This window comes from Bradyrhizobium sp. MI1.10, from assembly GCF_055811035.1.
Window position 1 is genome coordinate 1 of sequence record NZ_JBVVPN010000008.1, and the last position, 14394, is coordinate 14394.

The following is a 14394-nucleotide window of genomic DNA, read 5'->3' on the forward strand; positions in this document are numbered from 1 at the left end:
GCTATGGCTTCCGGATTGATCACGAAGTCAGCCCCATCTCGGCTTGAACGAAAGGAGAGGACACGCAACTTTGGGCGGAGCGGGGGATTTACGCCGTGGACATCGATCATGATGACTTCCTCGTTAATGAGGTTGGCCATTCTCAAGCCGATAACCTTCCGAACCTGCGTCGGCTTTCAGACGATTGGAGACGTAGCGCCCTTGGATCAGCAAACACCGTTCGGAATGATTTCTGGTATTGGCCGGCCCTTTTTGTCCGCGCTAGACGCTTGGCTCGACGTCGGCTCTCGGGGGCAATCCGGACGGCATCGGCGCTGGTTCAAATCGACATTCATGACCCGGAGCGGGACTCGGAGCCGAATTGGATTGACGCCAATGGCGCTACAGATCGGGTGTTAGACCAGTCGTCCGGCCCTACGTGCTTCGCCCTCGCGACCTTGTGTTGTGGAATTCCTGAGCATGAACCTTGCCCCGGGAATTCTGAGCGACAGGGCTCGATCAGCGGTCCTCTAACATCGGCGCAGCTCGTCGCCTCAAGCCGATTCGCGACCTTGTCCATCTCCCGGATGGTCTCGCGGATCACCGCGAAGGCTGACCGACCTTGCCGTGAATTTCTTGACGGGACATCTAAATATGACCAGTGCCCTCGAACGCCTCCCGACTTAAGGTCAACGAGCAGATCAGCGGCCGGGATTTTCGGCCGCTGATTTTCGCTCGAATTAAAATCAGGCTGCTCGCTTCATGGTCTCGGCCATGTGTGTTGCGGCGTCATCCACCGCCTTCACCGAAACGTCAGCGATCCGGCGACTGCTCTGTAGCGTACGCTCCAAACTTTCCCGCAGCAAATCAGTCTGCATCGCTGCAAAGTCGTGAGGCGTTCGGCACTGCCAAAGTTCGCTCATTCCTTTCATGCTCCTCTCGATCTGATATCGCGCAAGCTCAAGGCACTCTCGAGAAGCATCGTTCAGACCTTTGCTCATTGCTGTGGCCGAATAGAGGATGCTCTCAGCGTTCCGGGCAGATCTCTTGGTCGCATCCTGAGCTTCATCTCCAGACACACCAAGGGCTCTGCCCATGTGATCTGCTGAACGCCCCATCATCGCCGTCATCATATCCAGGCCAAAGCGCCACGTGTTCTGGAACAGCTCTGCATTCTGCTGTACAAGATTGGCGCCTGTCTTCACTACTTGCTCGTTTGTCTCAGCCGCGGCCAATCCGATGCGCCGGGTCTGCTCAGTTGCTCTCTCGGCAGCGCGAGAAGCTTTATCCTCTGGATTATGGGTAGCCCTGTTCTCGTGGCGTTCGTGGGCCATTGTCCTTCTCCATCTCTCACGGGCATTTTCGGGGTGCTTTGCGGCTCCCCAATCAGAGCTGCATCCTAAGCAAAAAAAACGTGGTCAGTTTACGTCCGTTCCGGAAGGAATGAGATTTCACGTGCGGCTCGGCCGAGCGTGGAGCACCAATGGATCCGTGGAGTTGGTTACCCAACCGGTGCGATGGACCATTGCCTCAAGTGGATAGGCGCGCTGCCGTGCCACAGTCAGGAGAACTGACGTTTCGCACCTAGGCTCCAATCGGGCGCGTACTGCTGACCAACCGCGAGCACAGCGCCATGGACGCCAGTTTCAGACGCTGCCGGGGACGAGATTTGTGGTCAACGGCGGACGGCAGGCGGCTGCTGACCGGGTCCGCCGAAGTGAAATGGATCACCGGCTGGTCTACGGCCGCAACCTTCGAAGGGGAGTTCTCCAACGTGACGCGCAGCTACGCCCGATATGCTTGGTAACGTCGCGACTTCCGCTGTTGACCCATAGCGCCAGTTGCGAAGTGCAGCGACATGTCCGGACGCAGGCGAGGACCGGAAGTCGGTCGCTCAGCGGGAAACCGGACATCATCCCTCCGGCACCTCCGCCAGCCGCAGGCCCTGATACACACGCTCGCGTTTGGCGAGGTAAATTGGGTTATCGCTGCAAACTCCATCTCGGAAGCGGCGGATGGTGAAGCTTGGAACCAGCGCAAAGATCGCCTTTGCAGCAGCTTTCGCCTCGTCCAGCGAGCCAAGCAACGCGAGCGCGGCAGCCAACCCGAAATGTGCGTTCACGTCATTTCGATTGGCCTCGATGCTGCGGCGGAACCAGCAGACTGCTTCAGCATCCTCGTTAAGCTGCAGCTTGGCAAAGCCGGCTATCATGAGCCATCGATGGCCGAAGATATCACGAGGAGACAGGCGAAGTGCTTCGTTGATATGAGCCACCGTCTGCGCTCCGCGCCCCATGTACAACTTAGCGCCGCCGATTTGCGCGTGAGCCTCAGCCAAATTGTGATCCAACGTCAACGCCCTCTCGAACTCAGCGATGCCCTGAGCCGCGCGGTTCGTGCACATTAATGCGCAGCCCAAAGCCAAGTGTGCGTAAGCATGGTTGGGCGCGAGGCACAGCGCCCTTATTGAGGTCGCCTCGGCCACTGCGTAATGCTCGCTCGTGGCGTCATCCAAGTAGCTCGCTCCAAGCATCAGATCGGCGCCAGCCATCCACACCATCGCGTCGACATTCTTGGGGTCGAGGGTCACCGCCCGTTCAAAAATCGCGCGCGCTTGTGGCACACCCTCCAACGTCCACCCCTTGTGCAACAAAGCTTTGCCTCGGAAATACAAGTCCATCGAATTGGGCTGCGGAGATCGCTCTGATCGCCTGGCCTCTTGTTCAGTGAGTTGGGCGTCCAGTGTGTTGGCGAGGCGCGATACGATCTCGTCTTGCATATCAAAAAGATCGGCGACGGGTTTGTCAAAGCGGTCGGCCCATAGATGCGCGCTGGTTTCCGCGTCCACGAGCTGAACGTTTACGCGAAGTCGATCGCCGGCTCCCTGCATAGAACCCTTTAGCACGTACCGAACATTCAGTTCGCGGCCAATCTGCTTGAGATCGATCGCTTTGCCCTTGTACGCGAATGCGGTGTGTCGGCCGATAACGAACGAGCCGGAGATGCGCGACAAATCTGTGGTCAAACTCTCGGCCACGCCATCGACAAAGTAGTCCTGCCCAGGATCGTCACTGAGGTTAGCGAAGGGCAACACAATGATGGAAAGGCGGGGCGGTGAAAGTGCGCTTGATCCCGCCCCCGGAGATAGCGCCGCCGTGCCGAACCCATCCAGAACCACAGCATAAGCTCGAACCGGACGGCCGATGTTTTTGAGGTTCTGTTCACCAATATCGGCGAACCTGTCGCCAAACTTGCCCTGGACCTGATCGTAGACAGCCGAAGAGATGCAGATGCCGCCGGGTGCTGCGACGCTCTCAAGCCGTGCGGCGATATTCACCCCATCGCCAAAGATGTCGTGGGGCTCGACGATGACGTCACCAATATTAATGCCCACTCGAAAAGCGATGCGCCTGTCTTCCGGGGCGCCGGCGGTAAGTTCGCGAACGCGCGCTTGGAATACCATCGCAGCCCGAAGAGCTTCGACGGCACTCGGAAACTCTGCGAGAAACCCGTCGCCGGTATTCTTGACGATCCGGCCGCTGTGTTCGGCGATTGTTGGATCAACAGCCTCCGCCAAGAGAACTGTCAGTTTGGTATGCGTGGTCTCTTCGTCATGGTGCATGAGCCTCGAATAGCCAGCCACATCGGCGGCCAATATAGCCGCCAACCTCCGTTCGATCCGTCCTAGCCGCTCCTGTGCCATGACCCGCGATCCAATCTGAATGCCATTCTACGCCGGATCGGAAGGAATGCCCACCCGGACCGACAATCGGTTATTGGCCCTAAGAAGAGCGGTTCAGCCTCCCTGACGTCCGCTGTCGCTGGATAAACCGGACGCCGAGCTGCGCGTGGCTCGCCAGCTGCTTTTGACCCACAGCAGACCTTCCCGGACCCCTCGCTCTGGCGGATTTCCTCTCTCACGGCTAGCCTTGGCATTTGTTTGAACGCACCCGGTCATCTGCTGAGAGGGAGGAAGATATGGTACTTCTCCGTGTGCTCGCTGCTGCTATTGTATGCGTCTGTTTTCAAGCTGGATTTGCCCTTGCGGAGGATACAGCGGGGCAACTCGCAGGTAGTTGGAAGCTAAGCTCATGGACAATTCAGATTATCGGTGGAGAGGCGACTGAGCCTTTCGGTCCCAATCCCAAAGGCAGGGCGGTCTTCGCGGCAGACGGATACGTGACATTCGTCATCGTGGCGGCAAATCGCAAACCGGCAACGAGCAATGAGGAGTCGGCAGTCCTTCTGAAGTCACTCCTCGCCTACTCCGGAAAATTTATGATCGAAGGAGACAAGTTTACGACCAAAGTTGATATATCGGGGAATGAGCTTTTGACCGGACAGGACCAAATACGATTCTTCAAGCTGGAAGGAGATAAGCTGACCATTCGAACGGCGGAACAAGTCAGCTCCGTTTTTCCCGGAAAGAGAGTGGTAGGAAGCCTGACTTGGGAACGCGAGCGCTAATAGCGCTGGGGTGGCACCTGTGTTCTGCCTCCGCCCCGCGTCGATCAGGCATGAACTAAGAAACGACGACTTCCGTTATCGGACCAACGGAGCCAATATGCGCCGCAGGAAAGCTGCGATGCCAATCACCCTTTGAACCTTTATGGTCCCAACTTTGATTTACATTCATAAATGCGAGCAAATTCGCAGCGCTTGGATAGCGCGGGCTTCGGCCGCCACCGCGCGTGACAACATTAAGCAGTCAAGGAGGTTGAATGCTTTCACGCCGTCGTCTCCTCACCGGCACCGTCGTGACCGGTGTCGCGCTGTCAGTTCATCCGGCCACGACATTTGCGCAGCCAAAACGGGTGATCGTCGATTCGCAGGTTCACCTCTGGCCGGCGAGCACTCTGGAGCGACCCTGGCTACCCGGTGCCAAGCCGCAGCTTCCCGAGCCCTTCACCATCGAGCGGGTCATACCGCTGATGGACGAGGCCGGCGTCGATCGCGTCGTCATCGTTCCGCCGGCATCACTCGAAGGCGAGCGCGTCGACTATGCCCAAGAGGCCGTCAAACGGTATCCGAACCGCTTCGCGATCATGGCGCGTGTGACCCTCAACAAACCCGAGGGCGCAGCGCGGCTTGCGACGTGGCGCGACCAGCCCGGCGTTCTGGGCGTGAGATTGAACTTCGGGCCCGACGAAGCCGCGTGGCTGACTGACGGGACCGCGGACTGGTTCTGGCCGGCCGCGCAGAAGGCTCGTTTGCCTGTGATGTTTCTCACATTGGGCCAGACGTCGCTGTTCGCACGTATCGCCGAGCGACACCCCGGCCTTACGCTTATCCTCGACCACATGGGCGTCGGCGCGGGCCTTCGCCCTCGTGCTGATTCATCACAATCCGGGAAAAACAACCAAGTGGCGGAAGCTATTGCCGAGGCGGCCGAGCTCGCAAAATACCCGAACGTTTCGGTGAAGCTGTCCTCGGTGCCACTGATCTCGACCGAGTCCTATCCATTCCGCGATACCATTCCGCATATTCAGCGCCTTTTCGACGCGTATGGACCGGAGCGCTGCTATTGGGGCACCGATATTACCAATTCGTTCGCCCGGGCCACCTATCGGCAGCGCGTGACGCAATTTACGGAGGAGCTTCCATTCCTCACCGAAAGCGACAAGGACTGGGTCATGGGTCGGGCGATCTTGGCGCGGCTTCGCTGGGCATGAGCTAACCTTGCGGCGATGCGCGAGTCTGCTGTTGGCCCTTCAGCGACCTCGGCAGACGTCCGCTTTCCCGCCGCTGGTAGGGGGTGAGCGGACATAAGGCGGCCAGCTGCTTAACGAGTACACAGACTAGGAGGGTCCTGCTGCCAGTTAAATTCGGCGACAGTTCGCGATTCCTCGCCGTGCGCAGACGCCGCCCCTGCACTGGCGGTGATCCACAGGCGATGCTTGCGCTATTCGCCGTAGCCCGCACATCGCCTGTTTCGTCCAGCCGTTTGCACGCAAATTCCCTGTTCACTAGCGATAAATTCCCTGTTCGGATTCGGCGGATCGCGCCCCGGATGCACTGAATTTCAAGGCAAATGTTCGCATTTTCATGGGATAGCGGCCTCACCGCAGGCGCGCTTTCCCTGTAAAATTCCCTGTTCGCAGGGAATTCGGACCGCGGCAGCGAAGGAACTTCCAGCGCCTGTCGTGATTGCTGTTCAAGCTCAGGGAGACGCATCCATGATCCGCAAACCTCTGTTCGTTGCCCTTGCCTGCATAGCATTCTCGTCGACCGCGTTCGCCCAAGGCGGTGGCGGCTCGGGTGGGGGAGCCGGCGGCGGCGCGGGTTCGGCGGCAAGCTCTGGTGCTGGGACAGGCACCTCGTCGAGCAGCGCGACCTCGGGCCCCTCGGCTCCGTCCGGCATGGGGACTCAAGGCACCACCACCGGCGCTAACGTGAACACGAGTAACCCCAACTCCAGCCAGAACAATCCGAACGTCCAACCCCCAACCGCGAACGGAAAGACGCCGGCCGCCGCGCAGGCCGAGCGTAACTCCGGGGTTGGTCATTCAGCTAATGGTTTGCCGATCGGAAGCCCCGGATCGGGCACCAGCAACGAAGATCAGAAATAGGCGATCCATCTCAACTCTCACCGAAAGGTCCACCGTTGCGGGCCTTTTCCTTCGAGCTTTGGAGATTAGGCGGATCTTTGAACTTTGGAGGGCTCCGAATAGATCGGACAGCCTGCGGCCGGTGTGTTAAAGCCGGGGATGAAAAAATTCATTTTGGCGATGCTGCTCATCGCGACGCCGGCATTGGCGCAGCCCGAACCGGCAACTCCGAAGGCCCCATTAACCGATCGCGAACGGGTTCAGGCCGATCGTGCGCAGGCAGCCACGCAGGAGAAGGACGCCCCAACGGCGCGCCCGTGGGACAGGGGCGCGGATGGCAAACGGCCTTGGGACCGGGGTGCGCAGGCAAAGTAGCAGCGTTCCCGATGGGACCTCGAAAGCCTGCCGGCAATCGGCAGCCTTCCGTGAGGAGCCTTCCGCGACGGAACTGAGTTTACGCAGCACGGGCTGAGGCTGCCTCAATTTCTCTATCGAGCCGTGCAGCGAGAGCGCTCCGCTTCCTCGCCAGTCGGCACGGCGCTATCTGATGGTCACTTCCACAGCGATGACCGAGGATCCGCGCTGCCTGCGATTTTCGCCCGACACCGCAATTCGAAACCGGTCAGTTCCTGGACGCGAGGGGCTTGGTAGCGAAATGACGGGCCGACGATCCGCCCGTTCGGTGATCATGTTTGGATGGGCTAGGCAAGCCCCAAACAAAATCGCCGCCACCAGCTGCCCGGTGTTGCGGCGATTCATGGTTGAACGCGGCTGGTTGCTAAACGGTTTGCCGTTCACCGAGCGTACCAATACCCCCACCAGCGTTGCGACACGGGCCGGGCCTCCGCCTTGAGCGCCGCGACTTCCTCGACAGGGCGAAGGTTGGGGCCATAGATCGCAGGCGGGTAGACATCATCCCAAAACACGTAACCGGTTCGGACGTAGGCCGACCGATGATGCGCAGGAGCCAGCGCAAGCTCCGCGGCTGAAGCTGCGGTCGTTATCAAAGCAAGGCCAAGAACAGAAAGAGCAATGGATGGAGCAAGGGTGCGGAAGTTCATCGGATCAATCCCTCTCGAAAATGGGCGAGAAATAGTGCGACGGCGTCTGAAAGGTTGCAAGCGCATCGTTCCATAGAATGGCTGCGAAAGCCAGCTCTTCAGGTGCGCCAATCCACCTGGACGGGACAGAACAGATTTGAAGGTGACCATCCGTGTCGGTGCGTCCGACCAAAAGATCGCGCTACCAGACACCTCAGATGCTGTTGCTCAGGACAAGATCAGGGATGGGCAATCTTTTGGCACCAGGAGAGTCACCAAGAATCATCAGGAATCATGATGTCGACACACTGCTCACTCTTGATGAGCACCGCACTATTCAGGGACGACTCGTATGGCTTCTGCATTTGTCTTCGCCTTGATCTTCTGCGCCGGCGTCATGTTGGTCTATGCGCTGCGTACCCGGCGGTCGCAACGAACCACGACGAACGAGCCCTCCGGCACCTCGCGCAGAACGTCCCGATCGACTCCCAATTCAGCATTCGGACACGTCCGACGTGCCTTTTAGGCCTCGTCCAGCGTGCGAGCGACATCTCTGTTCTCATGACCATAAGCGACACATGACATGACCCAGCCGATGAGGGACGCACCGCGACGGTACATCGTGGATGGTACAGGACAGCGTGTCCTTTTCGGTTTGACGATTGCGGAAACCATCGAGTTCGAGACGTTGGACAAGCCCGACGCCCCCCTCGACCCTGGCCTTCGCTTTGATCAGAACAAGCCCGGACAACGATGGCTGGAGCTCTACGCCAAGCATGAGCGGGCCTGGCGCAATTGGATGGCCAACACGCGAGCAGGACGGGAAGTGCCGCTCGTGCTCAACTAGCTGACGCCGTTAACTCGTGAGTGCCGATTCCGTCCGTTCGCTTCAGGAAAACAATCTCCCGATGGATCGGCAAACATTTCCTGGGCTAGGCATATCCTGGGCGAGTCATACCGCCAGCATCCGGCTGCCTTGTATACTCATGAGAGTTAGATTGCCCGTCGCGTAGGCGCCCGTATCGATGTTGACCCGGTTTGCCAGGACTTCGGCGGTGCGCACCGGCGTGTGACCATGAACGATATATTTGCCGAACTGCTCCTCGCTCTGAAGGAACTCTTCGCGAATCCAAAGCAGGTCGCTTTCGCTTTGCTCGGCCAAGGGGACACCCGGGCGAACGCCGGCGTGGACGAAGAAAAAGTCTCCACAGGTAAAGCTAAGCCGTAGTTCGTCCAGGAACTCCAGATGCTCCCCCGGCATTGCGCGGATCAAGTCGCGCATGATCGACGCCGGGTCGTCGCGCTTCAGGTCTGGCGGTGCGAGGCCATAGGACATGAGTGTCTGGGCGCCACCGATGCGAAGCCAGTCTTCAAACAACGATGGGTCTTCGAAAACCCTCACTAGAAATGCCTCGTGGTTTCCCTTGAGAAAAATCGAATTTCCCCGCCGGCTTCGTTCGATCAAGAGGTCAAGGGTGGCGCGCGTGTCCGGTCCGCGATCGACGTAGTCGCCCATGAACACCTCGATCGCATAGCGTGGCCGACTGTGGGCCACGTCGGCATCGATGACCCGCAACATGGGCTGCAGCAAATGCGAGCAGCCGTGAATATCCGAGATCGCGTAAATTCGAACGCCGTCCGGCAGTTGCGGTCTGTCAATTGGCGGGTGTGATCGGGCAAGAGATGTCATGGCGCGCACACTCGGTGAGGTGGTGAGGATAATTTCGCCAAGTCGGTCCACGGCCGGACGTTATTGAAGAGTGCCGCCTCTCAGACGGCCTGATTGCGCCGAAGGAAAGGAGGATACTCGCTTGCTTAGCTTGTCGGCGCGCGCTGAGCAAATCAGGCAATTCTGCCATGGGCTGCATCGCGCCCGGCAGCGCGGAAGATGCATGTCTCGCTGAAGACGGTTGAGGAGATACAGCTTTAGATCGCAAATCATCGAACTTCTAGTAATCGAATCGTATCGCTGCGGAGCCACTCAATGTGGCAATAGGCGCATCAAAGATGAGCTGCTAGCGCTTCATTGCAAGTGCCCGACCGAATTCGAAGTGGAACTTGATTCAAAATAGGACAGCGAGTTTCGATCGTGTGTCAGCACTGTGACGCAAGTCTTCCGCGCCCGATGACATCTCAACAAAACGCGATGCATTCATGCATCGCAAAAGTTTCGCGTGCAGCGCCACAATATCGCTGTGTTCACTTCACAGTTTGCGTTCGGGGAAGTGACGGATCTTCAGCATCACGGATCAGCGTCAAGCATTCTCGATAGCAGAGGTTCGAATGGCTGTTGCAACTTATGGTTCTGAAAGCGCTGGTGCACTGTCGTCAACGCGCGGCACGGCTCTTCAGCGGCCTTTTCAGATCGTCATCATCGCTGCTGACCTGCTGCTCATCCTGCTCAGTTACGCTGCAGGGGCGGCGCTCTACAATGTCGCGCTTGCCTCCACTGGCGACGGCGCATCGATGGGCGCAGGATTGATCGTCGGCGTTGTGTTCGTCGCGGTCGCATATTCCCAGGATGTCTACGCCACGCACCGCTTGCTGAATCTGGTCTGGCAGCTGCGCAAGGCGGTCTTCATCTGGTTGGCGTCGCTGACGATCCTCGCTGTCGCGGCCTTTCTGCTGAAGTCGACGGACAATCTGTCTCGCGGCACAGTGATTATTTTTGCTGCAATCGGCGGCGCCGGATTGATCAGCCTGCGCTTTGTCTGGCAGTTCGTGCTCGCGACAAACTATGCCAGAAGCCGGCTGGTCGATCGCAAGGTGATCCTGTTGAGCCTGAAGCCGCTCGATTTCACCTCGAACCGTTTCAAGGATTTGCGCCGGAACGGTTTCGACGTCATGCGTCATTTCGTGCTTGGGATCGACAGCGGCGATGGCCATTGGGAGCGACAGATTCGTGATGTCATTCGGCAGTCTCGCCAGGCGGACGTCGACGAGTATCTTTTGGCGATCGATTGGAACGAATTGCCGATGCTTCGAAAGATCGGGCCCTACCTGCGCGCGGTGCCCCAACCGGTACGCCTTCTGCCGGACGATTCTCTCGCCGACCTCGTGTCGCGCCCATTCCTGCCGGTCAGCGAGACCGTGGCGGTCGAGATTCAGCGGCCGCCGCTCAGTGTTCTCGAGCGTTTCCAAAAGCGCTGCCTCGATGTAGGGGTAGCCTTGTTGGCGCTCGTCATGCTTACACCGCTGCTGCTGACAGTCGCCGTTCTGATCAAGCTCGGATCGCCAGGAGCTGCCATCTTCCGCCAGTCGCGCCGAGGGTTCAACGGCAAGCCGTTCGAGATATGGAAATTTCGAACCATGACGGTCTGCGAAGACGGGCAGACGATTACCCAGGCCACCAAGCGGGATGCTCGGGTCACCAAGATCGGGCGTTTCCTTCGCATGACAAGCATCGACGAGTTGCCGCAGCTTTGGAATGTCTTGCGCGGCGACATGTCCCTGGTCGGGCCGCGCCCGCATGCGCTCGCCCATGACAATTACTACGACGAGCTCATCAGCAAATACGTCTACCGCCACCACATGAAACCGGGCCTCACAGGCTGGGCTCAGGTCAACGGCTTCCGGGGGGAAACCCCGACGATCGATCTGATGGAAAAAAGGGTGGAATACGACGTCTGGTACGTCAGCAATTGGAGTATCTGGCTGGATCTGAAGATCATGGCACGTACGGCCTCGACGGTGCTGTTCCAGGAGGCCTATTAATAGGATCCGCCTTGGGGGACCGGCGGCACCTATGAGCCGTTAGCTTCCGTTGCCGGGGGTCTTCTTGAAGAGGCGAAGGACGGCGTCCCGCAGCGCAAGCATTGGCGGCACAAGGACGAAGAATGCTCCCATGGCGACTGAGGCGACGACGTGGCGAAGCGAAAAAGGCTCGTCATGCTCGAGTTCTCGGCGATTCGGATCGAGCGGGGCAGGCGCGAGAGTGGTCGCCAGCGGCCGGGATTCCCGGCGGGCCTTACGCGGGGGAACCACGATCAACACGAAAAGAATATTGAGCAACACCCAGATGCTCAGGACGATAAGAGCAATCACCATCCGAACCTGCCGAAAAAGTACGAAGAGTATGAGCGCACGTTAGCCTCCTGAACCTCGGAAGGAAAGGTGCTCAAAGATTCGGCAGTCCAGGCTGCGGTCACGATCAATAGCACTTCGTGCCGGGGGCAAGTTTGTGCAGGCAACACGTCACTATCTACTATCTTTCGTCCGGATCGCCGTCGTCAATCCATGCCTTGGGCTATGGCAGAGATCGCCATTTGTGGATTCCGGATGAATACGGAGATAGGACGCGTATCGGAGCCGACGATAATGTCACTTGGCGGGTTGGTTCCGAGTCTTCGTGACCCCGGAACTCAATAGAGCCCGCTGACGGGTCTTCGCCTCGCCGGGCGTCCCGCCGCGGCTGCGAACTTTCGACGGCCGTTTCCGTCCGTTCCTGCAGACGGCGGGACCGAAAAGTGCCCTCTGCAGTCTATCTTCGGAAGGCTCCGCGGCGGTCGTCAGCAGGGCGGGGCATGCGCGAGGGATGCAGCCGCAGACTGTGCGGCTTGCGCCCCCTTCGCTCTAGGAATGTTCGACGTAATAGCTGTTGCGGTGCTTACCCTTATACGCCTCGATGCGTCCAAGCATCTTCGGGTTGGCGCGATTGAGGACGGCACCCAGCAGCTTCTTCTGAAGGATCTCCGATCCCGAAATTGATTCTTGAAGCGCAGCTCGCGTGGTTGCTCCCCATTCGATCACATAGACCATTGCGTCGATGAGGACGCTGAACGCCTTGGAGTCCGCCACGGGCATCACAGGGGCAAGATCGATAATGATGTATTCGTAGTGTTCCCGTAGCATCGCGAGCAGGTCGGCCATTGGCCTCGATGCGATGACGTCGGCCGAATTGACCATGCGCGAAGCAACGATGGAGGGCAAGAAATCGAGACCGGTCTCCTTGCTTCGTTGCAGGTGATAGCTGAAGGCGGTGGGGTCACTGAGAGCCTCGACCAGTCCGCTGTTGGCGTCAGGTGCGAGTTCCCGCGTGAGTGAGCGCGTATGCAAGTCGCCGTCGATGAGGATGGTGCGGTGACCTGTCATGGCAATCAACTGAGCGAAATTGGCCGCGACCGTCGTTTTTCCTTCCTTTGGCAGCGACGATACAATGCCGATGACCTTGATCTCTCGGGTCATGCGCGCAACGTCGATCGAAACCTTGATGTTGCGCAACGTTTCGGCAAACCGCGAGAACGGATGATCGACGACGTAGCGGGATAGTCCCGCTACGTCGGCTTTCGCGGATGCCGAAAGCAACGCGCGTGTCTTTGTCGGCGGGCGAATATCTGGCAGGACACCAAGACACTTCACGCCCAGTTCGTCCTCGACCTCCCCGGGGGTCCGCAAGACGTCGTTGAGGAGCTCGCGCGCAAAGGCGGCGCCGAAGCCGAGACAGAGGCCGCCGACCAAGCCGCCCACCAGGGCCAAAACCGTCCGCGGCGAACTTTTGCGATCGGGCTTGGTCGCGGTGCTGATCAGGCGTGCCTCGCTGAGCGGGAAGCTCTGGTTTTGGGTGGCGCTTTGCAGCTTCTCCAGGAAGTTATTGTAGAGATTGCGATAGGTGTCGGCCGCGCTTTCGAGATCGCGCAGCTTGACTTCCGCCTGGCCGGTGTGACCCGCCTGGGCGACCAGCTCTTTCACGTTCTTGTCGAGAGATGCCTCTCGGCTTTTTGCGATCTCGTAGTCGCTGCGATAGGCGTCGCCAATCCGATGGAGCTCATCGGCGATATTCTTGCGCAGTTCCTCCATCTTGTTGGCCAAATTGACCGCCGCAAGATGAGTCTTGCCGTAGCGCCTTGACCAATCGGCATATTGAGCCTGCAAATCGAGGTACTGGGCGCGCAGGCGCGTAATGACCGAATTGTTAAGGGCGTCCGTCACGGTCGGTTGGGCGAGGTCCTGGTCGGAAATCGCTTCGATTCGATCGAGGCGCGCCTTGGCTTCGGCCGTGGCCGCCCGCGCCTGAACCAGCTGTGTATTCAAATCCGACAATTGCTGCTCGGACATGAGGCCGCGGCTGGTTCCGACGATATTATGCTCGGCCTTGAAGGTTTGCACCGCGCGGTCGCTGGCCGTTGCCTGCTCGCTGAGCTCGACGCTTCGCTGCTGGAGCCATTCGGTCGCCCGTTTCGTGGACTGGTATTTTGCTTCCAGTGCACCCACGATGTAGGCATCGGCGATCGCATTTACGATCTTGACGGCCTTGTCCGGGCTGTGTGCGCGATAACTGAGCGACAGGACGTATGTGGTCAGGACGCGCTCGACCCTGAGACTCTTTTGAATCGATTCGACCACGGCATGTTCGATCCGCTCCTGCGTGGGCGGTTCGCCGGATTCGAACACGGACATGACCTTGCCCATGATGACGGCGAGAAGTCCTGGATTGGATCCGTTGAATTCCGGATCCTCGGTGAGCCGCAGGCGGCGAACGATTGAAAGGATAAGATCGTCAGAATTGATGACTTCGACTTGGCTGTCGACGTAGCCGGTGTCGATCAGAGCGCTGTTGGTCCCGCTGTCCTTGTCGAGAACCTGGGTTTGCCGGGTGTCCATCATGATGCGGGCGTTTGCCGTATACATCGGCTTTGCCAGCACCAGATAGACGATCACCAGAGCCAGCGAAGCGCCAACTGCCGCAGCGATCAGCGGCCATTGCCGACGAAGGACGTCGGTCACACGGTCAAAGCTGAGGACCGCGCCGCCAAACTCGATGCCGAACCGGTGTCCCGATTGGAAGTGTTCTCTAGGCTGATACATCTGAAAATTCGCTGCCTTAATGG

General features: G+C 58.9%; 12 protein-coding genes. 6 read left to right on the forward strand and 6 right to left on the reverse strand.

The genetic code is table 11. The annotated features are described in order from the left end of the window. Positions 1 to 725 precede the first annotated feature (725 nt). Entirely contained in the window at positions 726 to 1313 is a 588-nt protein-coding gene (locus tag AC0L3K_RS10515; protein WP_473365925.1) for a phasin family protein, read from the reverse strand. 578 nt (positions 1314 to 1891) lie between these two features. Then, on the reverse strand, positions 1892 to 3682 hold the full coding sequence (locus tag AC0L3K_RS10520) for an adenylate/guanylate cyclase domain-containing protein (protein WP_473365926.1): 1791 nt from the start codon (positions 3680 to 3682) through the stop codon (positions 1892 to 1894). Between the two features lie 275 nt (positions 3683 to 3957). Here AC0L3K_RS10520 and AC0L3K_RS10525 point away from each other — a divergent pair, with 275 nt between their 5' ends. The 4 genes from AC0L3K_RS10525 to AC0L3K_RS10540 all read left to right on the forward strand — a co-directional run bounded on the left by AC0L3K_RS10525 (position 3958) and on the right by AC0L3K_RS10540 (position 6902). Next, entirely contained in the window at positions 3958 to 4446 is a 489-nt protein-coding gene (locus AC0L3K_RS10525; protein ID WP_354127442.1) for a lipocalin-like domain-containing protein, read from the forward strand. A gap of 290 nt (positions 4447 to 4736) precedes the next feature. Next, positions 4737 to 5651, forward strand: coding sequence for an amidohydrolase family protein (locus AC0L3K_RS10530; RefSeq protein ID WP_473365927.1), 915 nt, complete (start codon positions 4737 to 4739; stop codon positions 5649 to 5651). A gap of 504 nt (positions 5652 to 6155) precedes the next feature. After that, positions 6156 to 6548 carry a hypothetical protein gene (locus AC0L3K_RS10535; RefSeq protein WP_473365928.1) on the forward strand — a complete coding sequence of 131 codons (393 nt, stop codon included), beginning with the start codon at positions 6156 to 6158 and terminating at the stop codon, positions 6546 to 6548. 138 nt (positions 6549 to 6686) lie between these two features. Beyond that, positions 6687 to 6902 carry a hypothetical protein gene (locus tag AC0L3K_RS10540; protein WP_473255875.1) on the forward strand — a complete coding sequence of 72 codons (216 nt, stop codon included), beginning with the start codon at positions 6687 to 6689 and terminating at the stop codon, positions 6900 to 6902. Between the two features lie 419 nt (positions 6903 to 7321). Here the strand turns inward: AC0L3K_RS10540 and AC0L3K_RS10545 are convergent, their stop codons facing one another. Further along, a complete protein-coding gene (locus AC0L3K_RS10545; RefSeq protein ID WP_473365929.1) occupies positions 7322 to 7588 on the reverse strand; it encodes a hypothetical protein in 267 nt (88 codons plus the stop codon). 562 nt (positions 7589 to 8150) lie between these two features. Here AC0L3K_RS10545 and AC0L3K_RS10550 point away from each other — a divergent pair. Further along, positions 8151 to 8414 carry a hypothetical protein gene (locus AC0L3K_RS10550; protein ID WP_473255873.1) on the forward strand — a complete coding sequence of 88 codons (264 nt, stop codon included), beginning with the start codon at positions 8151 to 8153 and terminating at the stop codon, positions 8412 to 8414. Positions 8415 to 8519: 105 nt separating this feature from the next. On the opposite strand, the gene AC0L3K_RS10555 is transcribed toward AC0L3K_RS10550, so the two are convergent. Next, entirely contained in the window at positions 8520 to 9257 is a 738-nt protein-coding gene (locus AC0L3K_RS10555; protein WP_473365930.1) for a metallophosphoesterase family protein, read from the reverse strand. Between the two features lie 593 nt (positions 9258 to 9850). Between AC0L3K_RS10555 and AC0L3K_RS10560 the strand changes: the two genes are divergently transcribed. Beyond that, positions 9851 to 11281, forward strand: a complete 1431-nt coding sequence (locus AC0L3K_RS10560) for an undecaprenyl-phosphate glucose phosphotransferase (protein WP_473255871.1) — start codon at positions 9851 to 9853, stop codon at positions 11279 to 11281. A gap of 39 nt (positions 11282 to 11320) precedes the next feature. Here the strand turns inward: AC0L3K_RS10560 and AC0L3K_RS10565 are convergent, their stop codons facing one another. Further along, the gene (locus AC0L3K_RS10565; protein ID WP_204513783.1) at positions 11321 to 11614 is read right to left on the reverse strand and encodes a hypothetical protein; all 294 of its coding nucleotides are present in this window, start codon (positions 11612 to 11614) and stop codon (positions 11321 to 11323) included. 525 nt (positions 11615 to 12139) lie between these two features. Beyond that, positions 12140 to 14371 carry a GNVR domain-containing protein gene (locus AC0L3K_RS10570; RefSeq protein ID WP_473255882.1) on the reverse strand — a complete coding sequence of 744 codons (2232 nt, stop codon included), beginning with the start codon at positions 14369 to 14371 and terminating at the stop codon, positions 12140 to 12142. Positions 14372 to 14394 lie beyond the last annotated feature (23 nt).